Below are 19,396 nucleotides of genomic sequence, written 5' to 3' on the forward strand. Positions count from 1 at the left end.
CTGCCCGAAAACGGCGACGAAACGAAAGCGAACAAAAGCGAACGAGGTCAAACGAGAGCGGGCGGGAACCGTTCGCGGCCGTCCGTGACGCCGCACCGCGCTCAAGCCGGCGCGCGCCCGCCCTTCTTCGTGCGGTGCGCGTCGCCTTCGCCGGCACTTCGCTCGCGCTCGCCCGTCGAACGCTTCTCCGAGCCACGCGCCGCCGACGCGGCGCGCCCGCCCATCGTCCGCGCGAGCAGCGGACGCAACTGTGCGAGCGTGCGCGTGTTCAGCACCTGTGCCTTCGTAAGCCAGCCGCGGCGCGCCTGATCGACGCCGATTCCGAGATGGATCAGATCCTCGCGGCGATGCGCGTCCGAATCGATCGACACGAGCACGCCGGCCTGCGCGGCCTGCCTGCACCAGACATCGGCAAGATCCAGCCGCTGCGGCTGCGCGTTCAGCTCGAGATGGCAGCCGCGCGCGCGCGCATGCTCGATCACGCGGGCGAGATCGATGTCGTATGCGTCGCGCTCGCCGAGCAGCCGTCCCGACGGATGCGCGAGGATCGTGAAATATGGATGATCCATCGCGCGCAGCACCCGCTCAGTCTGCGCCGCGCGGGACAGATCGAAACGGCCGTGCACCGCGCCGACCACCAGGTCGAGCCGCGCGAGCACGTCGTCGGGCAGATCGAGACCGCCGTCCTCGAGGATGTCGACCTCGATGCCCTTGAGCAGCACGACGCCGTCGAGCGTTTCGTTCAACCGATCGATTTCGTCGATTTGTCTCGCGAGGCGAGCGGCGTCGAGCCCGTGCGCGACGCCGAGCCGGTGCGAATGATCGGTGATCGCCAGATATTCGAGGCCGCGCCGGCTCGCCTCGAGCGCCATGTCCTTCAAGCCGTCGCGGCCGTCGGTCGCGCTCGTGTGCGCATGCAGATCGCCGCGCAGGTCCCGGCGCTCGACGAGATGCGGCAAGCGGCCTTCGCGAGCGGCTTCGATCTCGCCCTGGTTCTCGCGCAATTCGGGCGGCACCCACGCAAGGCCGATCGACGCGTAGACCGATTCCTCGGTCGCGCCCGCGATGCGCCGCTCGCCATGGAACACGCCGTATTCGTTGATCTTCAGATCGCGCGCCTGCGCGATGCGGCGCATCGCGATGTTGTGCGCCTTCGACCCGGTGAAGTAGACGAGCGCCGCGCCGAACGACGGCGGCGCGACGACGCGCAAGTCGACCTGAATTCCGCAGCGAAGCACGACGCTCGAGCGCGTGTCGCCGCTCGCGAGCACGCGCGCGACTTCGTCGTATTCGGCGAAGCGCGCCGACACCTTCGCCGGATCGCTCGCGGTCACGAGAATGTCGAGATCGCCGACCGTCTCGCGCCTGCGGCGGAAGCTGCCGGCCGCAAGCGCCTCGCTCACGCCCGGCGTCTCGCGCAGATACGTGAGGAGCGGCGTCAGATACTGCGTCGCGAACGACAGCAGGAAGCGCTGCGACTTGCGCCGCAGCCGCGCGCCGGTCGCCTCCGCGATGTGCGCCTCGGTCTTCTCGCCGAAACCCGGCAGCCCGCGAATCTTGCCGTTCTCGGCGGCCTCCTTCAGTTGCTCGAGCGTCTCGACGTGCAGCGCGTCGTGCAGCGCGCGCACGCGCTTCGCGCCGAGCCCCGGCACGCCGAGCAGCTCGACGATCGCGGGCGGCAACGCCTGGCGCAGTTGTTGCTGCAGCCCGCACGTGCCCGACGTCGCAATTTCTCGCAGCTTGGCGGCGAGATCGGGGCCGATCGTCGGAATGTCGTCGAGGTTCCGGCCCTCCGAGATCATCGTTCCGATGTCGCGACCGAGCCCGCCGACCGTGCGCGCCGCGTTCCGATAGGCGCGCACGCGAAACGGATTGGCTCCCTGTATCTCGAGCAGATCGGCGATCTCAGCAAAAACCGCCGCAAAATCGGCATTGTGGATCGGCATGTTCGACCTCGCGTCACATCGGCGTCGGCGCGCGACGCAGCGCGGTCACGCCGCGCGGCCCGACGCGCAGCCGCGCAACCGCGCGCAGCCATCGCGCCTTTTCAGCTTAGACCACGACGCGCATCGGGGCCGTGCGCGGACGCCGGCGGCGGCGCATGCCGGCTGCCGGCATCGCGATCCGTCCGCTCGACGTCCGGCACGACAGGCTCAGCATAGGCAGGGCGCGGCGCGTGTCGTTGCGTTGGATCAACCGGATGCACGCCGCAAATTTCGTGCGCGCTCGCGGCAGCCGTTACGTGTGATGTGCGCGTTGCTGCACGAAGCCAAGCTGTACGGAACATGCGCGCCGACCTGCGGCAAGCGACGCCGGAATCGATTCCAGAACTGGAGAATCGCATCCGCCCGGTTTCTTGTACCGTTTCACGAGGAAGCCACTGCGGCCGCCGCAACGCGCGATACCGGCCGCGATACCGGCCGCGATATCGACTTCGAATCGTGGCCGGCGAGGTTCGTCGATCCGCGATCCGCCGCGGCCAATCGTCGATCGCGCCCGAAAAAAAAACGCCGCGGCATGGGTCACTTCTGCGGATATCCCGGCGAAAATCGCACGGCGCCCCGCCGCAGCGCGTCGTTCAACGGCTCGGAATAGAACCGGAACACGCATTGCGCGACGAGCGCCGACACGCTCACGTAAAACACCAGCCACATCGGCTTCGCGCCCGCGCCGATCGTCTCGCGCGTGACGACCTCGCGCAAGATCCCGAGCACGACGATATGGAACAGGTACAGCTCGTAGCTCCGCTGTCCGAACCAGCGAATGACGCGGGACGCGACGCGCGGCGCGCGCGCGTCGTCGCGCGCATCGTCCCTGCAGCCGTACAGCAGCACCGCCGAGCAGAATGCGACGGCAGTCACGCCCCAGACGACGTTGCGCATGATCGGCCCGCTCAGGTAGACGGCGGCGATCGCGGCGGCGGCGGCCGTCCGAAGCGCCCGGCTCCAGCCGCGCGGAAGCGGGCGAAACGGCAGCAGCGCCGCGCAGCATCCCATCGCGATCGCGTCGAAGCACGACACGTAGCCGTACAGCGCGACAATTTCGTCCTGCGCATGCAGGCTTCGGTAAAGAGGACCGGCGACGATCGGCACGCACAGGAACGCGACGATGCGGCGCCGGCGGCGCAGCACCAGGCAGAGGATCGGAAACGCAAGATAGAACACCTCCTCGACCGACAGCGACCACAGAATATTCATCGCGTAATTGAAATAGCCGACCTTCGCCATCAGCACGTTGTGCCAGAACGTCAGCACCGACAGCACCGCGACAAACGTGCTCGCGGTGTCCGGTTTGTCGACGAACGATCGCAGGCCGAGCGAGCCGAGCGCCACGATCGCGACGAGGACGAGCGCGAGGCTCGGCAAGATCCGCGACGCGCGATACGCGTAGAACGTCGCCGGCTCGATCGCGCCGAGCGAGCCGAAGCGCCGGATCGACGTCGACGTGATCAGGAACCCGGACGCGGCGAAAAACATCGTGACGCCGTAATTGCCGTTTCGCGCGGCGGCCTTGATCGCGTCCGACAGAAACGGCGAATCGATCGGCGTGACGTTCAGCCGGTACGTCAGATGGAAATGCAGGATCAGCACGAGCAGGATCGCGATGCCGCGCATCAGGTCGACGCCGTCGCTTCTTGTTTTCGATTCCATTGCTTCCGGATTCCATGCAGGTGTCGGCCGGCTTGCCGCGTGCGCCGGTTTTCTTCGATTTTTTCGGACTGCCACGAACCTGAACGCCGCCGCCGCACCGGCGCGCGCGCACGCCGAATCGCCTGCGTGATCACGCGCGTCGCCTGGATGCGATACGTTGCGATCGACGCCGAGCCCTCGTTCGAGGCGTCGAGAATCTTCATCCAGCAGGATTGAAAAAACGACCGTTTCAATTCCAATAATTTGGATGAGGAAAATTCCCTATCCCACTGTAATTGCTAACGTAATAGGCCGTTACTATAATCGTTCCAAAGCGGCAATCCAATAATTGGGGCGTCATGAAAACGACACCGTTTTCCTCGTTGAAAGCGATGTGCAGAACCGTACTTCGTCGATCGAAGTGGGCGGCGTTGCCGATCGCCCTCGCGTCCGCACTCGCCGTCCCGTCGTTCGACGCGCACGCGAATTCCGCCGTGCCGAAGCGGCATCCCGCCACGTCCGTGTTCATCAGGAAAGCGAGCTTTCATCCGCAATCGGCTCATGCGCCGCTCGCCACGCACCACGTAAAGGCCGGCCGCTACCGGCTGGCGAGCGGCGTGCACCGCATCGCGTTCTCGCCGCGCGCGCCGCTCGGCGCTCGCCCGTTCGAGCCGCGCGGCACGTCGCAACCGTTCGGACTCCGTTCGAACATCGCCTACATGATCGACCAGCACACCGGCGAAACGCTGTTCGAGCGAAATGCGCAATCAGTCGTGCCGATTGCGTCGGTGACGAAGCTGATGACCGCGATGGTCGTGCTCGATTCGAAGGCGCCGCTCGACGAGCGGATCGAAGTGACCGACGACGATCGCGACCAGGACAAGTTCACCGGCTCGCGCCTCGCGATCGGCTCGGCGCTGAGCCGCGACGACATGCTTCACATCGCGCTGATGGCGTCCGAGAATCGCGCGGCGGCGGCGCTGTCGCGCTACTACCCCGGCGGCCGCCCGGCATTCGTCGAAGCGATGAACCAGAAAGCGCGATCGCTCGGCATGGTCGACACGCATTTCGAGAATCCGACCGGGCTGTCGAAATACAACATGTCGACCGCGCGCGATCTCGCGAAGATGGTCGAGGCGGCTTATCGATATCCGCTGATCCGCGACTATTCGACCGATCTGAAATACGAGGTCGACACGGGCCTGCGCACGCTCTACTACCACAGCACGAACATCCTGCTGCGCGACGCGGGCTGGAACATCGGCGTGCAGAAGACGGGCTATATCAAGGAGTCCGGCATTTGTCTCGTGATGCAGACGACCATCGACGGGCGCGATGTCGTGATGGTGCTGCTGGATTCCGCCGGGCGTCATTCCGATTTCTTCGACGCCGCGCGGCTGCGCGCGATGCTGACGACGGGCGGCGCGCGCGTGACGGAAGCGAATTCGGCGAACGGCGGCTGAGCCGGGGCGCGGAGCGCCGGAACGAGCGGGGCAGCGGGTTCGTCACGGGCGCGGTTCGCGAGTCGGCGCCCGGCGGCGAAACCGTTTCGTGACCGTGACGCGCGTCGCGCGGAACCGAACGATGCGGCGAGCGCGCCGCGCACCGCCGCCCAACGCGCTTCGGCAATGCCGCCGCATGCGCGAGCGCCGGCTCGCGCAACCCACGTTCGCCGCCCTGCGGCAGCCCGCTCCGATCGCCCTTCCGCTCGCGTTCCCCAACAGCCGGCCGCTCGCGCGTCTCACGCGCTCTTGCCGCGCCCGTCGAACGTCGCCCTGAATTGCGCGGCGAACCGGTCGACCTGATCGGCCGGCAGATGATTGACGCCCGCCGCGCGCTTTCGCCCGCCGCCCGTTGCGAAGCCTCGGCAAAAATCGTCCGCCCCGATCGCGTCGTTCTCGGGCACGCGCACGCTGACGACGTAGCCGCCGTCCGTCCTCGGACTCAGAATCGCCAGCGCGCACGCCGGATGCTCGCGCATGAGCTCGTTCGCGAGTACGCCGGTCACGCGGCGCGCCCAGCGCTCGGACGGCAGCACGAGCATCATCGCGCGGGACGTCGCCACCTCCGGGCGCACCGCGCGCGCTCGGCCCAGATCGTCTTCGTAACCGTCGCTCAGCACGCGCAGCACGTCGGTTCCGTCGATGAAGCCGAGCGGGTCCGCGAACGGCTGCATCGTCTCCGCCAATGCCGCGGGATCGAAATGCAGATCGTCGACGCGCTCGCCATATGCGTTGTAATTCAGGCACCGGCCGAGCCGCGCGTATTGCTCGAGCGCCGCCGGCTCGACGCGATGCGCGCGCGCAAGCGCTTCGCCGAGTTGCGGCAGCGCGTCGCCGAACGCCGCAACGATTGCCCAGCGCGCGTGACGCCCGTTCAGGAATCGGTCGACGATCGCGCTCGTGCAGACGTCGGCGGCGGTGTCGATGTACGCGTGGAAATTCGGATGGTCGGGCAGCGCGCCCGCGAAGTGGTGATCGAAGTAGCGCAGCCGCGCGCCGGCCGCGAGCAGCCGCTCGACGTCCGCGCGGTTCTGGTCGTGCGACACGTCGAGAACCGTGATCTCGTCGCCGGCGGCGGCCGACACGCGGTCCAGCAATCGAACGTCCCGCTTGACGCCCGTCACGAGCGTTCCGCCCGGCCCTTCGGCAAGACGCAGCTGCTGCAGCGCGCACAGGCCGTCCGCGTCGCCATTGAAGGCGAAGATCCGCGCGGGCGGCGGACGGCCGGCGTCGCGGCTCGCCGCGCCGTCCGCCGTTTCGTGGAGGGCCGCTTGCGGGCCTTGATGCCCGCCGCGTGCGATTCCGAAATTCGACATGGGTCTCCAGAAAGCGATCGATCGGTGTTCGAAGTGCTTCGCCGGGATGAAGCGTGGCCTATGCATGAAGTGACGAGGAGGGCCCCGTTCGACGTTCGACGTTCGACGTCAGGCTTCGGCTTCGGCTTCGGCTTCGGCTTCGGCTTCGGCTTCGGCTTCGGCTTCGGCTTCGGCTTCGGCAGGCCGATTATCCCTGCTCGATGCTCGAAGCGCGATGCGCGCACTCACAGTTCATCGCGCCTCGCATGACGAATCGAAGCGCCGCGATTGTATCGTTTCGCCGTCGATCAACCGCTTCGCTGCACGAAACGCCGCACCGCTACGTCGCGCGCCGCGTGCCTCGCCGGCCGCGCCGCACGGCCAGCCACCGCCGCGACCACGACCTCGCCTCCGCCTCGACCAACGCCGGCCCCGTCACGCCACTGCCCGCGCAACGCCCGTTGTCCGCCGAGCTCGAAGCTTCATCTTAGGCCTGCGCCCGATCCGAACCAAGCCCGCGTCAAGACGCAAAGGGCGCGCGGCCGGCCGCCTCTTCCGCCAGCCGTCTCCGGCCTCCATTCGCTCATGCAGCCGTCGGCGCCTCCGTCAAATACGGCGCGACATGTCCCATCGCCCGCGACACATACGCCTCCTTCTCGCCGACCGGCGCGACGTAATGCAGCGCACGCTCCGCGGCTTCCCGCCCGTCGAGGCGCGCGATGATCCACGCGGCCAGGTACTGCGACGCGAGGCAACCGCCCGCCGTCGCAACGTTGCCGCGCGCGAAGAACGGCTGATTCAGCACGTCGACGCCGGCCTCCTGCGCCCACGGCTTCGTCGTGAGATCGGTGCACGCCGGCACGCCGTCGAGCACCCCGAGCTTCGCGAGCACGAGCGTGCCCGAGCATTGCGCGCCGAGTAGCTGCCGCGACGGATCGAGCCGCAGTTGCGCGAGCAGCGCGTCGTCGGCCACGACTTCGCGCGTGCGCACGCCGCTGCCGACGAGCACCGCATCGGCGTCGCTCGCGTCGCGCAGCGACGCCTGCGCGTCGATCTCGACGCCGTTCATCGACCTCACGCGCGCGGTCGGGCTCGCGATCGACACGCTCCAGCCCCGCGTCTTCACACAGTTGAGAATGCCGAGCGCGATCAGCGAATCGAGCTCGTTGAAGCCTTCGAAAGTGAGAATGGCGATATGCATGAAGTCGTCTCCGTCAGTGATCGATTGCGACGACGCATCGTATGCCCGAGAATCACTACAATCAAATAATTGTCATGGATACATCGGTATGGCCCGCGCCCGTTACAAACGCCTCGTCGACGCACTTGCCTCCGACATTCGCTCGGGCCGCCTGCCGCCCGGCACGCGCCTGCCGACCCATCGCAAGCTCGCGGCCGCAGAAGGGCTCGCGCTCGTCACAGCCACGCGCGTCTACGCGGAACTCGAAGCGATGGGGCTCGTCAGCGGCGAAGCCGGCCGCGGCACGTTCGTGCGGGAAACCGCGCTGCCGCGCGGGCTCGGCGTCGACCAGCACGCGGCCGCCTCCGGCGTCGTCGATCTCGGCTTCAACTATCCGTCGCTGCCCGAGCAGACCGAGCTGCTGCGAAGCGCGCTGCGGCAGCTCGCATCGTCGGGCGACCTCGATGCGCTGCTGCGCTACCAGCCGCACGGCGGGCGGTGGCACGAGCGCGCCTCCGTCGCGCGCCATCTCGCGTGCCGCGGGCTGTCGGTCGACGCCGAGCAGGTGACGATCGTGAGCGGGGCTCAGCACGGGCTCGCCGTGACGGCGATGGCGCTGTTGCAGCCCGGCGATGTCGTCGCCGCCGACGCGCTGACCTATCCGGGCTTCAAGGTCGTCGCGAACGCGCAGCGCCTCGAGCTCGCGCCGATTCCGGCGTCCGGCCAGGGCCCCGACCTCGACGCGCTCGCGCGGCTGTGCGAAACGCGTCGGGTGCGCGCGGTGTACACGATGCCGACGCTGCACAATCCGCTCGGCTGGGTGATGAGCGCGCATCGCAGGCGGCGGCTCGTCGCGATCGCGCGCCACCACGGGCTGATGATCATCGAGGACGCCGCGTACGCGTTTCTCGCCGGCGATCCGCCCGCGCCGATCGCGGCGCTCGCGCCGGAGGCGACCGTCTACGTGTCCGGGCTGTCGAAGAACGTCGCGACCGGGCTGCGCGTCGGTTTCGTCGCGGCGCCCGCGCAGTGGGTGCCGGCGATCGAGCGCGCGATCCGCGGCACCACGTGGAACACGCCCGGCGTGATGACGGCGATCGCATGCGGCTGGCTCGACGACGGAACCGTCGCGCGCCTCGAGGCCGACAAGCGCCGCGATGCGGCGGCGCGGCAGGCCATCGCGACCGACGCGCTCGCGGGGCTGCGCTGCGTTCGTCATCCGGCATCGTATTTCGTGTGGCTGCCGCTCGCCGACGAAGCGCGGGCCGATCAGGTCGCGATGGCGCTGATGCGCGAGCAGGTGTCGGTGTCGACCGCCGAGCCGTTCGCGACGTCCGCGCACGTGCCGCATGCGATCCGCGTCGCGCTCGGGTCCGTCGATCCGGAAACGCTGCGCGACGCGCTGCGCAAGGTGAGGCGAGTCATCGGCGAATATTCTTTTTAGGACCCGGAAGAACGCCGGACGGAACGGCGGTCGGGCCGACAAAGCACGCGCCGGTCGCGGATACGCGAGCGACCGCCGCACCGTGCGAACACTTGACCGCGCGGCGACGAACGCGATCGGAAGCGGCCCCGAACCGCCCGGCGGCCTTTGCCTTTGCCTTTGCCTTTGCCTTTGCCTTTGCCTTTGCCTTTGCCTTTGCCTTTGCCTTTGCCTTTGCCTTTGCCGTCTGCCGTTTGCCGCGCTGCCGTGACGATCGGCGAGAGACGCCTGTTCAGGCGCGCGGCCCGGCGGTCGGTTCGCCGTCGTCTCGGGAACACGCCAGCCGGTTCAGCCGAGCGGGAAAACTTCGGTAACGCGCGGCTTCGTCGGCACACCCGAGCGGCGCTGGGCCGAAGACGATCAAACCGCAATGAGAAGAGGAGCGATTGAATGGCGGCTCACAGCTTGGATCGGTGTCCCGCTTCCGGGCCGCTTGTGTCTGGGCCGCCATTCAATCGCCCCTCTACTCATTGCCTGCCCGCACGCAAACTCAGCATGCGCTCGCCGGCCGAGCCCACGACGAAGCGCGCCCGCCTCGCGCGCGCCGCGTGTGCCTACAACGCTTCCTCGATGCGCTGCTCGCCGGTCTCGCGAACCGAGAGCGCGTCGCCGATCGCATAGAAGTGGCCGCCCGCGACGTGATGCAGGCTCCGCCACGCCGGCTCCGCTTGTTCGAATTGCCAATGCCCGTCCTTGAACGCGCGCGTATCGGACCATGCGGCTACGACCTCGCCGATGAACAGGTCGTAGGCCTGCTGGTTATGCGGCTCCGGCACGAGCCTGCACGCGAGCCACGCGGAGCAGCCCGCGACGAAAGGCACGTCGTGGCCGTCGATCGAAAACAGCTGCACGCCGGCACGCTGCAGCTTGTCCGGCTGGTCCGACAGGCTATGGCTGCCGACCTCGTGCGTAAGTCGCAACTGCGCCGCCGTCGGCACCTGGACGACGAAGCCACCGCCCTTCTCGATGAGCTCGCGCGTTTTCGTCGCCTTGTCGAGCACCACCGTCAGCTTCGGCGGCGAGAAATCCAGCGCGCACGCCCATGCCGCCGCCATTACGTTGTCCACGCCGTCGTGGCGCGCGGACACGAGCACCGTCGGACCGTGATTGATGAGTCGATAAGCTTTTTTCAGCTCGACCGCAGCGATATGACTGTCCATTCAGACTCCACAAAGAGAATTGCCACGGGATGATGCCGGGCGGGTTGCAACCGTTCGGACGTGATCGATTCGCCGACGCCGCGTGCTTGGCGCCGCGCGCCTCACGCCACATACCTCATGCCACGCGCTGCGCACCGCACGCCGCGCGCCCGGAGCGCGTTGCTTGCCATGCGTCGCCGATGCGCCGACGGCCTCGCTTCGATGCGGTCGCCATGCGCATCGCATCCATCGCTTCCAACCTCGCCTGCGCCGCCCAAGCGACGGCGGCGAGCCGACCGACATGCACTTGCAAGCGCGGCGCGACGCAACGGCCACCGATCGGCTCGACGATGCGTCTTTCGACGCCGACGCCGACGCCCGTAACCCGTAACCCATCGCTCATCGTCCATCGCCCGACGACTACCGGCAGCGCTCGCACAAGCGCAAGGATAGCGTTCGTTAGCCGTCTTCGCTGACGGCGCCCGTGGCGCGCAAGCGCCACCGGCCGACGTTCGGGCCGACGTGCGTGGCGGTCAGGTCAATCGATCGGACGCCACGACATGCCCGCCCGGCTCCGGAACCAGCGCCGCCTCGATCAGTGCGCGGGCGATCCGCGGCGCCGGGTTGATCCGCCAGCCGCGCGGCAGCAGCGGCCCGAGCAGCGTCAGCGCGAGCACCGCGGCCCGCTCGCCGGCGCGAAACTCGCCGCGCTGCCCACCGATCAGCCCCGGCCGCACTGCGGTGAATGAAGCGAAGCCGAGACCGGCCAGATCCCGCTCCAGTTCGCCCTTCACGCGGTTGTAGAAGAAGCGCGACGACGGATCGGCGCCGACGGCCGAATTGAGCACGTAGGTCGGCGTGCCGTGCTGCCGCGCGATGCGCGCGACCGCGAGCGGATAGTCGTGATCGACGCGCCTGAACGCGGGCCGGGAGCCCGCGGCGCGCATCGTCGTGCCGAGCGTGCAGATCACCGCGTCCGCGCGCCACCACGGCGCGTCGTCGGGCAGGCGATCGAAGTCGACGCGCGGCGCGTGCAGCTTCGGATGTGCAGGCAGCGCGCGGCGCGCGAGCGCCACCACGCCGTCGACACGCGGATCGGCAAGCGCCAGGTCCAGCACGTGTCGGCCGACGAGCCCGGTCGATCCGACGAGAAGCAGCTTCATCCTGAATTCCTCGGTGCGTGGCGTGCATCGGCGACGACGGCGGCCTTGCCACATCGCCCGGCGATTCTCTTGCCGGGCGGCTGGCCATGCCGTCGCCCGTCGCGCCGATGCATTCCGTTCCGTTGCTCGAACGCCCGGCGCGAAGCCGGACGACCGTTCCAGGTGTTCGTGTCCGTTGCCGCCCGGACGATCGACGCCAGAAACGCAGGATAAGGGATTTTGAACTGTGTGCAGCGATTCGGATCGAACGTCGAAAATCGGCCGGCAAGTCCTGCGCGAGCCGTATCGAGAAGAACGGCATCGCCGCGATTTCGCCGATCGAAAGCGGCTTGCGCCGGCGAATCTGCGGCGCGAGCGAAAGAGATCAAGATCGATCGCGCCAAGCGCCTCGACGTTGTGGCGAATCGACAAGCGAAAGCCCAACGAGTTCGCACGTTGATTGACCATTGCCGACGCGCGCGCAACGCGCTCACAATCGAAACGGATCGGCGCGCGGTTGCCTTGCGCATGATACGAGCGCCGGATGCTCGGCTCGGCCGCCGCACGGGACGACTTCCGCTATCTTGCAGCGGCGACGTAGCCGCCGCCGAACCAAAACGATTGTTCCCTGCCTGGCGGGCCGTCGTCCGTCGGCATCCGAACGCATTCGACAACGCGCGGGATTCACACGACATGGCTATCCCACAAACCAGGCAGGAATTGCTGGATGCGATCCGCACCACTTACGAAAAGCTGGCGGCGGACCTTGCCGGCGTGCCGCCGGAACGCGCACGTGAGGCTACCCTGGAAGGCCACGCACGAGGCACGCGGATGAGCGCGGCCGATCTGGTGGCCTACCTGATCGGCTGGAACCAGTTGGTGCTGAAATGGTGCGACGCCAGCGCGCACGGCCGGCCGGTGGATTTTCCCGATACCGGGTACAAGTGGAACGAACTGGGGCGCCTGGCACAGAAGTTCTATGCCGATCATGCCCATGACGACTATCCCGGCTTGCTGCACCGGTTCGCCGACGTGCACGCGCGCATCGTGTCGCTCGTCGAGCGGGAAACCGACGAATCTCTGTATGGCGCGCGCTGGTACGAGAAATACACACTGGGACGGATGATCCAATTCAATACGTCGTCGCCGTATGCCAATGCGCGCGCGCGTTTGCGCAAGTGGAAGAAAGCCCATGGGATCACCTGACGGCGAATTTCTCGGAAGGTCGCGGCCGGCATGGGCTGCTGCAATGCGATGCGATGCAGATTTTCGACATCGAACGATACGACGCCCCCGTTTCCGACATGTTTTACGCCCGTCACCGCGAAAGTCGTCGTGCGCCGTTTTGGCGGAATCGCCATGCCGAGCCACGCGGCCGCGCGCCGTCGTCACCGCAAGCGCTTCAAGGCTCCGAAGCTCCGTGAACAAGTGATGAACGAACAGCTGCCCATCGCCGGAATGTTCGTCATTCAAAATTTCGCTCATTCCGCTCAGTCCGGCTCCCCCGAATTCGAACGCGCTATCTCGCACACGATTCAAAAAAAGCGCCGCCCCAGCGACGAAATCATCAAGCAAAACAACATCCTCGATTAACGCCACATCTCACCACCCGCACCCGAATTCCTCTCCGCGTCGAATTGACCTGCGGCGGGATTTTGTAGCCAATCAGGCAGTGAGTCTCGCGTCGATATTATCGGAATCCAACCAGGCTCGACGGACCGTGGCCGGAGGTTGATAGCGATGCGCGTTATGAGGCCGGCGCTCGTTGTAGAACTGCCGCCAGCGTTCGATGAGTACCTTGGCCTCGGCACGGCTGCGGAACCATTCCCGGTTCAGCAATTCGTCACGCAGCTTGCCGTTAAAGCTCTCGACGAACCCGTTTTGCCACGGACTGCCAGGCGCGATGAAGGCCGGACCGATTGCAGCGTCTCGCAGCCAGCGCATAACCTTGGCAGCAGTAAATTCAGCGCCGTTGTTAGACCGAACGAATGCGGGCTTGCCGTACAGCCGCATCAGTCGCGACAGCGTCAAGATCACATCCTGCGACCGCAAGCTGGCACCGACTTCGATCGCCAGGCATTCGCGAGTGTATTCATCGATCACGCAAAGCATCTTCAACGCCCGCCCGTCGCCGCGTCGACGGGGACTGCACTCTACGGCCTCTCGTCCCTCCCCCTCAGCAGCTACGCGGCGGCTGCGTCTATCGTGTTGTCGGTCTTCTACATATGGGGCTCACTGCCCCGAGTCGCACGGACTGCCGTAGCGCTCAAGCGCGGCGTGCTCGATAAGGACTGGTCACCTTGTTCCGACCTTCGGTTCACGGGAGCTTGGCAGCCTCAAGCGAAACGATTTCCGGGACTGGCTGGACAAGATGGAATGTACAAACAAACGTCTTGCCAACATCCAGAGTGTTGTACGGAAGGCACTCGAAGACGCGGTACAGGATGAGTTGTTGACCGCCAATCCCCTCCACGGGTGGACATACCGGAAGAAGGAGGCACCGAAGGAGGAGGACGACGTAGACCCATTCACTGCGGACGAGCAACGGGAAATTGTCGCAGCCATGCCTCCACAGGCGGCAAATATGTTTCGGTTCGCGTTTTGGACCGGGCTACGTACTTCGGAGCTTGTCGCGCTCAATTGGACGGACATCGATTGGAAGCGCGGCGTGATAGTCGTCAAACGGGCATTGACCCAGACCGCAAAGGAGGCAGAGGACACGAAGACACGTTCAAGTCGCCGGGAGGTAAAGCTCTTGCCGCCTGCCATGTCTGCGCTAGTCGCCCAAAAGGCTCACACGTATCTACAAGGCCGGGAAGTATTCCAGGACCCGCGAAACGATGCTCGATGGTCCGGGGACTCCCCCATCCGGATAGTGTGGACTCGGGGACTAAAGAAGGCACAGGTCAAGTACAGAAAGCCTTACCAGACACGCCATACATACGCATCTATGATGCTCTCCGCTGGGGAGCATCCAATGTGGGTAGCTCGCCAAATGGGCCATTCGAACCAGAACACAACCGTTCGAATCTACGCTAGGTGGATGCCTACGGCGGACCCCGATGCGGGCGGAAAAGCAGTGGAGAAGTTTGCGGAATCGACGTTGCGATTAAGTTGCGATTCCGTACAGAAAACAGCAGGAAATCAAGGCAATTAATCGCCACCCGCTTCGCCAAGCACTTGAATTATAAAGGAATTCTGGCGGAGAGAGGGGGATTCGAACCCCCGATAGGCTTTCACCTATACACGCTTTCCAGGCGTGCGACTTAAACCACTCATCCATCTCTCCGGAAGACGGCAAGTATAGCAAATTCCGGAACCGCACCGCCACCCCTTGGCAAAACCCGCGTCACGGATGCCGGATGTAGTCGACGAGCGCGTTCGTATAGGCGTCCGGCCGCCGATCCAGCAGGCTCACGGCGATCGCCGTCGCAAACCCGGCCGGCACGCCGAACACGCCGGAACTGATCGGCTCGATGCCGAACCAGCTCGGTCCCGCAAAGCCCGTGATCTGCGTGAAGAGCGGATACGTCGACACGATGTAATAAACGCATACGCCCAGCCCCGTCACCATCCCCGCCACCGCGCCGCGCGTCGTCGTGCGCTTCCAGAACACGCCGAGCACGAGCACCGGGAAAAAGCTCGATGCCGCGAGCGAAAACGCCGCCCCGACGAGAAACAGGATCTTCCCGGTATTCAGCGACGCGACATACGACGCGAACAGCGCGACGCCGAGCAGCAGCACCTTCGAAATCGTCACGCGCCGCTGGCTCGACGCGTCGGGCGCGACCATGTGGTAGTAGACGTCGTGCGACAGCGCGTTCGCGATCGTCAGCAGCAGCCCGTCCGCCGTCGACAGCGCCGCGGCAAGCGCGCCCGCCGCGATCAGCCCCGACACGACGTACGGCAGCCCCGCAATCTCCGGCGCCGCGAGCACGACGATGTCGGGCTGCATCTGGATCTCGGACCAGTGGACGATGCCGTCGCGCAATTGATCGACGACGCTGATGAGCCCCGGCTCGAATCGATGCCATTGCGTGATCCATGCGGGCAAATCGGCGAACGGCCGCCCCACCAGGTTCGTCAGGATCTCGTATTTGATCAGCACCGCGAGCACCGGCACCGTCAGGTAGAACAGCGCGATGAAGAACAACGTCCAGCCGACCGAGCGCCGCGCGGATGCGACCGACGTCGTCGTGTTGTAGCGCGTCAGGATGTGCGGCAGGCTCGCCGTGCCGAGCGACAGGCACAGCAGCAGCGCGAGGAAGTTGCGCTCGCGCGGCCGGCGGTCGTCGTCACTCGCGGCCGGAAACGGCTCGTGCATCGGCACCGGATCGGCCGCGCGCGCGAGCAGATCGTCGCGCGCCTGCTCCCACGCAATCCGCGCCGCCGCCGGATCGCGCGGAAATTCGGCGAGCTCGCGCTCGCGCTGGTTGATCTCGCGCAGCGGCCCGTTGTGCCGGCGCAGCGCGGCCACTTCTGCCACGAGCCGCGCGCGCGCGTCGTCGTACGACGCCGGCAGCCTATCGAGCTGCGCCTGGATCTCGGCCGCCTGCCGGCGATACGCGTCGCGCACCTGCCGCTCCTGCGGCGCGTCGCGCATCTGCGCCTCGAGCTTTTCGGCGCTCGACATCAGATGGCCGTAATTGAACTGCGGCACGGGCCCGAGGCCGTTCTTCATCGAGATCAGCGAAACCGGCAGCAGGAACGCGATGATCAGGATGATGTACTGCGCGACCTGCGTCCATGTGACCGCGCGCATCCCGCCGAGAAACGAGCAAACGAGAATCCCCGCCAGTCCGCAGAAGATGCCGATCGAGAAATCGACGCCGATGAAGCGCGTCGCGATGAGGCCGATGCCCTGTATCTGCGCGACGAGGTAGACGAACGAGCACAGGATCGCGGCGATCGCCGCAAGCGCCCTCACGAGCGTGCTCGAGAAGCGCGTGCCGAGGAAATCGGGAATCGTGTAGCGCGCGAGCTTGCGCACGTAAGGCGCGAGCAGGAACGCGACAAGGCAGAAGCCGCCCGTCCAGCCCATCAGGTACGCGAGCGCGTCGTAGCCGGTCGCGTACAGCGAGCCCGCGAGGCCGATGAACGAGGCGGCGGAGAGCCAGTCGGCGGCGGTCGCCATGCCGTTGAACGCGGACGGCACGCGCCGCCCGGCGACGTAGTATTCGACGAGATCCGACGTTCGCGACAGCAGCCCGATCACCGCATACACCGCGATCGGCACGAACAGGAAAACGTAGCCGATCCACACGCCCGGTCCGGTCGCGCGCTCGATCCGCCAGAGCAGCAGCACGAACGCGACGAAGCCGATCGTGTATAGCGCATACGCCCGAACCAGCCGATTCGTCAGCATGCGTCGGCGTCCGTCGGATGCGGATGGGCGTCGTCACGCTTCGCCTCGCCCGCACACGCGTCGTAGTCGCGCCGCAGGATTCGGTCGGCGCGCTGCATCAGCACGATGTAGACGGCGATCAACGCGAGATAGACGAGAATCGCGCCTTGCGCGCCGACGTAGAACGGCAGGCTGAAACCGGCGAAGCGCAGAGGCTCGAGCGCCGGCGCGAAGAGCGGCACGATGAACGATACGATGCAGCCGATCGTCATCAACACGGCGATCAGCGCGACGTTGAAACGCCAGTAGCGCGCGTGTGCGCGCGCGAGCCGTGCCGGCACGAACGGCGGCTCGGCGGTATGCGTCGGCGTCGGCGTCGGCGAAGAAGAACCTGAAGAAGAAGCGGCCATGCGCTTGTGTAACAAAAAGCCCCTGCGCGGGCAATCGGGATTGCCGCGCAGGGGCTCGCGCGGCGCGCACTCAATCGCGCGCCGCGCGTCGCACGCGTTTAGCGCACTTCGGCGAGCTGTTCGAGGATCGCGGGGTTCTCGAGCGTCGACGTGTCCTGCGTGATCGCCTCGCCCTTCGCGAGCGAGCGCAGCAGGCGCCGCATGATCTTGCCCGAGCGCGTCTTCGGCAGGTTGTCGCCGAAGCGGATGTCCTTCGGCTTCGCGATCGGCCCGATCTCCTTGCCGACCCAGTCGCGCAGCGCCTTCGCGAGCGTGGCCGCCTCTTCGCCTTCCGGACGCGAGCGCTTGAGCACGACGAACGCGACGACCGCCTCGCCCGTCGTGTCGTCCGGCCGGCCGACGACCGCCGCTTCCGCGACGAGCTCGTGCGACACGAGCGCCGACTCGATCTCCATCGTGCCGAGCCGGTGTCCGGACACGTTCAGCACGTCGTCGATGCGGCCCATGATCGTGAAGTAGCCGGTTTCCTTGTCACGCACGGTGCCGTCGCCCGCCAGATACAGGCTGCCGCCGAGCTCGGCAGGGTAGTAGCTCTTCTTGAAGCGGTCCGGGTCGCCCCAGATCGTGCGCGCCAGCGCCGGCCACGGGCGCTTGACGACGAGAATGCCGCCCTGCCCGTTCGGCACGTCCTGCCCCGTTTCGTCGACGACGGCGGCCATGATGCCCGGCAGCGGCAGCGTGCACGAGCCCGGCACGGTCGGCGTCGCGCCGGGGAGCGGCGTGATCATGTGGCCGCCCGTTTCGGTCTGCCACCACGTATCGACGATCGGGCAGCGTTCCTGGCCGACGTGCTTGTGATACCAGATCCACGCTTCCGGATTGATCGGCTCGCCGACCGTGCCGATGATACGCAGGCTCGACAGATCGTAGCTCTTCGGATGCACGTGGACATCGGCTTCGGCGGCCTTGATCAGCGAGCGGATCGCGGTCGGCGCGGTGTAGAACACGGACACCTTGTGGTCGCCGATCATCTTCCAGAAGCGGCCGGCGTTCGGATACGTCGGCACGCCCTCGAACACGACTTGCGTCGCGCCCACGGCGAGCGGGCCGTACGTGATGTACGAGTGGCCCGTGACCCAACCGATGTCGGCCGTGCACCAGAACACGTCGGTCGGCTTCCAGTCGAACGTCCATTTCATCGTCTGCGCGGCCCACAGCAGGTAGCCGCCCGTGCTGTGCTGCACGCCCTTCGGCTTGCCGGTCGAGCCGGACGTATACAGGATGAAGAGCGGATGCTCGGCGCCGACCCACTCGGGCTCGCACTGGTCGGCCTCGTTCGCGACGATTTCGTGCATCCAGACGTCGCGGCCTTCGTGCCAGTCGACCCGGCCGCCCGTGCGGCGATAGACGACGACGGTCTTCACCGCGTCGCAGCCGCCCATCGCGAGCGCCTCGTCGGCGATGCTCTTGAGCGGCAGCGTCTTGCCGCCGCGCATCTGCTCGTCGGCGGTGACGAGCGCGGTCGCGCCGACGTCGACGATGCGCTCGTGCAGCGATTTCGACGAAAAGCCGCCGAACACGACCGAGTGCGTCGCGCCGATCCGCGCGCACGCCTGCATCGCGACGATGCCCTCGACCGACATCGGGATGTAGATGACGACGCGGTCGCCGCGGCCGACGCCGCGCCTCTTCAGCGCGTTCGCGAAGCGCGAGACGCGCGCGAGCAGATCGGCGTAGGTGACGCGCGTAACGGTGCCGTCGTCGGCCTCGAAGATCACCGCGACGCGCTCGCCGAGGTCGGCGGCGACGTGGCGGTCGAGGCAGTTGTACGACGCGTTCAGCTCGCCGTCCTCGAACCACTTGTAGAACGGCGCGTTCGTCTCGTCGAGCACCTTGCCGAACGGCTTGCGCCATTCGAGCGTCTCGCGCGCGAGGCGCGCCCAGAATCCTTCGTAATCGCGCTCAGCCTCTTCGACGAGCGCCCGATAAGCCGCCATGCTGGAAATGGCCGCCGCCTTCTCCACTGCGGCGGGCGGCGCGAACTGGCGGCGTTCGTGCAGAACCGATTCAATCGCAGACATCGACTACCCCTTGGTGAACATGGAATCCACTACACACTACATGCCGGCGCGATCGGGCGCGCCGTGTCTAATTCGGCGCGCAATGCGCCTGTCTCCCACCCTGCGCACCGCATGCGGCTCACGCGGCGCGCGATGCTGCATCGCACCACGCCAACCGGCCGCGGCGAAGCGATGCAGACGTTTCACGATAA

The 19,396-nt window shown here is 66.6% G+C and carries 18 protein-coding genes, 1 tRNA gene and 1 pseudogene; 8 read left to right on the top strand and 12 right to left on the bottom strand.

The genetic code is table 11. The features are described from left to right. Positions 1 to 101: 101 nt before the first annotated feature. Positions 102 to 1,946 carry a DNA polymerase/3'-5' exonuclease PolX gene (gene polX / locus WS91_RS24855; protein ID WP_059671225.1) on the bottom strand — a complete coding sequence of 615 codons (1,845 nt, stop codon included), beginning with the start codon at positions 1,944 to 1,946 and terminating at the stop codon, positions 102 to 104. On the opposite strand from polX, the gene WS91_RS36315 reads away from it, so the two are divergent. Beyond that, positions 1,945 to 2,595: a hypothetical protein gene (locus WS91_RS36315; protein ID WP_156432486.1), complete on the top strand. Its 651-nt coding sequence runs from the start codon at positions 1,945 to 1,947 to the stop codon at positions 2,593 to 2,595. The genes polX and WS91_RS36315 overlap by 2 nt on opposite strands. Here the strand turns inward: WS91_RS36315 and WS91_RS24860 are convergent. Continuing rightward, the gene (locus WS91_RS24860; RefSeq protein ID WP_059671226.1) at positions 2,523 to 3,650 is read right to left on the bottom strand and encodes an acyltransferase family protein; all 1,128 of its coding nucleotides are present in this window, start codon (positions 3,648 to 3,650) and stop codon (positions 2,523 to 2,525) included. The genes WS91_RS36315 and WS91_RS24860 overlap by 73 nt on opposite strands. Before the next feature lie 338 nt (positions 3,651 to 3,988). On the opposite strand from WS91_RS24860, the gene WS91_RS24870 reads away from it, so the two are divergent. Then, a complete protein-coding gene (locus tag WS91_RS24870) occupies positions 3,989 to 5,092 on the top strand; it encodes a serine hydrolase (protein WP_197422279.1) in 1,104 nt (367 codons plus the stop codon). A 278-nt stretch (positions 5,093 to 5,370) separates the two neighbouring features. On the opposite strand, the gene WS91_RS24875 is transcribed toward WS91_RS24870, so the two are convergent. Beyond that, complete coding sequence (locus WS91_RS24875; protein WP_082758330.1) at positions 5,371 to 6,447, bottom strand: acetyltransferase; 1,077 nt, start codon at positions 6,445 to 6,447, stop codon at positions 5,371 to 5,373. Positions 6,448 to 6,471: 24 nt separating this feature from the next. On the opposite strand from WS91_RS24875, the gene WS91_RS24880 reads away from it, so the two are divergent. Next, positions 6,472 to 6,696 (top strand): hypothetical protein, encoded by a 225-nt coding sequence (locus WS91_RS24880; protein WP_197422280.1) that lies wholly within the window; start codon positions 6,472 to 6,474, stop codon positions 6,694 to 6,696. Between the two features lie 313 nt (positions 6,697 to 7,009). Here WS91_RS24880 and WS91_RS24885 read toward each other — a convergent pair whose 3' ends face one another. Then, complete coding sequence (locus WS91_RS24885) at positions 7,010 to 7,627, bottom strand: DJ-1/PfpI family protein (protein WP_059671228.1); 618 nt, start codon at positions 7,625 to 7,627, stop codon at positions 7,010 to 7,012. Positions 7,628 to 7,715: 88 nt separating this feature from the next. Here WS91_RS24885 and WS91_RS24890 point away from each other — a divergent pair, with 88 nt between their 5' ends. Then, positions 7,716 to 9,050 (top strand): aminotransferase-like domain-containing protein, encoded by a 1,335-nt coding sequence (locus WS91_RS24890; RefSeq protein WP_059671229.1) that lies wholly within the window; start codon positions 7,716 to 7,718, stop codon positions 9,048 to 9,050. A gap of 92 nt (positions 9,051 to 9,142) precedes the next feature. After that, a complete protein-coding gene (locus WS91_RS34500) occupies positions 9,143 to 9,403 on the top strand; it encodes a hypothetical protein (RefSeq protein ID WP_156432488.1) in 261 nt (86 codons plus the stop codon). A 240-nt stretch (positions 9,404 to 9,643) separates the two neighbouring features. On the opposite strand, the gene WS91_RS24895 is transcribed toward WS91_RS34500, so the two are convergent. The 3 genes from WS91_RS24895 to WS91_RS36320 form a co-directional block, all read right to left on the bottom strand. After that, complete coding sequence (locus tag WS91_RS24895) at positions 9,644 to 10,249, bottom strand: flavin reductase family protein (RefSeq protein ID WP_038748198.1); 606 nt, start codon at positions 10,247 to 10,249, stop codon at positions 9,644 to 9,646. Between the two features lie 512 nt (positions 10,250 to 10,761). Continuing rightward, entirely contained in the window at positions 10,762 to 11,391 is a 630-nt protein-coding gene (locus WS91_RS24905; protein ID WP_038748196.1) for an NAD-dependent dehydratase, read from the bottom strand. Next, positions 11,388 to 11,759 (bottom strand): hypothetical protein, encoded by a 372-nt coding sequence (locus tag WS91_RS36320; protein ID WP_152611710.1) that lies wholly within the window; start codon positions 11,757 to 11,759, stop codon positions 11,388 to 11,390. The genes WS91_RS24905 and WS91_RS36320 overlap by 4 nt, the downstream gene beginning before the upstream one ends. A gap of 304 nt (positions 11,760 to 12,063) precedes the next feature. Between WS91_RS36320 and WS91_RS24915 the strand changes: the two genes are divergently transcribed. Next, entirely contained in the window at positions 12,064 to 12,576 is a 513-nt protein-coding gene (locus WS91_RS24915) for a ClbS/DfsB family four-helix bundle protein (protein ID WP_059579199.1), read from the top strand. Positions 12,577 to 12,606: 30 nt separating this feature from the next. Then, on the top strand, positions 12,607 to 12,963 hold the full coding sequence (locus WS91_RS24920) for a hypothetical protein (RefSeq protein WP_156432490.1): 357 nt from the start codon (positions 12,607 to 12,609) through the stop codon (positions 12,961 to 12,963). A 72-nt stretch (positions 12,964 to 13,035) separates the two neighbouring features. On the opposite strand, the pseudogene WS91_RS24925 reads toward WS91_RS24920, so the two are convergent. Continuing rightward, a pseudogene (locus WS91_RS24925) lies at positions 13,036 to 13,500 on the bottom strand (integrase core domain-containing protein); the annotation flags it as partial. A 241-nt stretch (positions 13,501 to 13,741) separates the two neighbouring features. On the opposite strand from WS91_RS24925, the gene WS91_RS34510 reads away from it, so the two are divergent. Continuing rightward, positions 13,742 to 14,527, top strand: a complete 786-nt coding sequence (locus WS91_RS34510; protein ID WP_257790888.1) for a site-specific integrase — start codon at positions 13,742 to 13,744, stop codon at positions 14,525 to 14,527. A gap of 42 nt (positions 14,528 to 14,569) precedes the next feature. Here WS91_RS34510 and WS91_RS24935 read toward each other — a convergent pair. From WS91_RS24935 to acs, 4 genes are all read right to left on the bottom strand, one after another. Then, positions 14,570 to 14,659: transfer RNA gene (locus WS91_RS24935), tRNA-Ser, on the bottom strand. Positions 14,660 to 14,719: 60 nt separating this feature from the next. Beyond that, entirely contained in the window at positions 14,720 to 16,735 is a 2,016-nt protein-coding gene (locus WS91_RS24940) for a VC_2705 family sodium/solute symporter (protein WP_059671233.1), read from the bottom strand. Then, entirely contained in the window at positions 16,729 to 17,055 is a 327-nt protein-coding gene (locus WS91_RS24945; RefSeq protein WP_038748186.1) for a DUF4212 domain-containing protein, read from the bottom strand. Before WS91_RS24945 ends, WS91_RS24940 begins: the two co-directional genes overlap by 7 nt. A gap of 167 nt (positions 17,056 to 17,222) precedes the next feature. After that, positions 17,223 to 19,205: an acetate--CoA ligase gene (acs, locus tag WS91_RS24950; RefSeq protein ID WP_059671234.1), complete on the bottom strand. Its 1,983-nt coding sequence runs from the start codon at positions 19,203 to 19,205 to the stop codon at positions 17,223 to 17,225. Positions 19,206 to 19,396: the final 191 nt, after the last annotated feature.

This window comes from Burkholderia sp. MSMB1498 (assembly GCF_001526245.1).
Lineage (GTDB): Bacteria > Pseudomonadota > Gammaproteobacteria > Burkholderiales > Burkholderiaceae > Burkholderia > Burkholderia savannae.

Excerpts from the sequence above, each read along its gene's own strand:
- polX (WP_059671225.1), bottom strand. The coding sequence starts at position 1,946 with ATGCCGATCCACAATGCCGATTTTGCGGCGGTTTTTGCTGAGATCGCC.
- WS91_RS24905 (WP_038748196.1), bottom strand. The coding sequence starts at position 11,391 with ATGAAGCTGCTTCTCGTCGGATCGACCGGGCTCGTCGGCCGACACGTG.
- WS91_RS24940 (WP_059671233.1), bottom strand. The coding sequence starts at position 16,735 with ATGCTGACGAATCGGCTGGTTCGGGCGTATGCGCTATACACGATCGGC.
- WS91_RS36315 (WP_156432486.1), top strand. The coding sequence starts at position 1,945 with ATGTTCGACCTCGCGTCACATCGGCGTCGGCGCGCGACGCAGCGCGGT.
- WS91_RS24885 (WP_059671228.1), bottom strand. The coding sequence starts at position 7,627 with ATGCATATCGCCATTCTCACTTTCGAAGGCTTCAACGAGCTCGATTCG.
- WS91_RS24870 (WP_197422279.1), top strand. The coding sequence starts at position 3,989 with ATGAAAACGACACCGTTTTCCTCGTTGAAAGCGATGTGCAGAACCGTA.
- WS91_RS24895 (WP_038748198.1), bottom strand. The coding sequence starts at position 10,249 with ATGGACAGTCATATCGCTGCGGTCGAGCTGAAAAAAGCTTATCGACTC.
- WS91_RS24860 (WP_059671226.1), bottom strand. The coding sequence starts at position 3,650 with ATGGAATCGAAAACAAGAAGCGACGGCGTCGACCTGATGCGCGGCATC.
- WS91_RS24915 (WP_059579199.1), top strand. The coding sequence starts at position 12,064 with ATGGCTATCCCACAAACCAGGCAGGAATTGCTGGATGCGATCCGCACC.
- WS91_RS24920 (WP_156432490.1), top strand. The coding sequence starts at position 12,607 with ATGGGCTGCTGCAATGCGATGCGATGCAGATTTTCGACATCGAACGAT.
- WS91_RS24875 (WP_082758330.1), bottom strand. The coding sequence starts at position 6,447 with ATGTCGAATTTCGGAATCGCACGCGGCGGGCATCAAGGCCCGCAAGCG.
- WS91_RS34510 (WP_257790888.1), top strand. The coding sequence starts at position 13,742 with ATGGAATGTACAAACAAACGTCTTGCCAACATCCAGAGTGTTGTACGG.
- acs (WP_059671234.1), bottom strand. The coding sequence starts at position 19,205 with ATGTCTGCGATTGAATCGGTTCTGCACGAACGCCGCCAGTTCGCGCCG.
- WS91_RS24890 (WP_059671229.1), top strand. The coding sequence starts at position 7,716 with ATGGCCCGCGCCCGTTACAAACGCCTCGTCGACGCACTTGCCTCCGAC.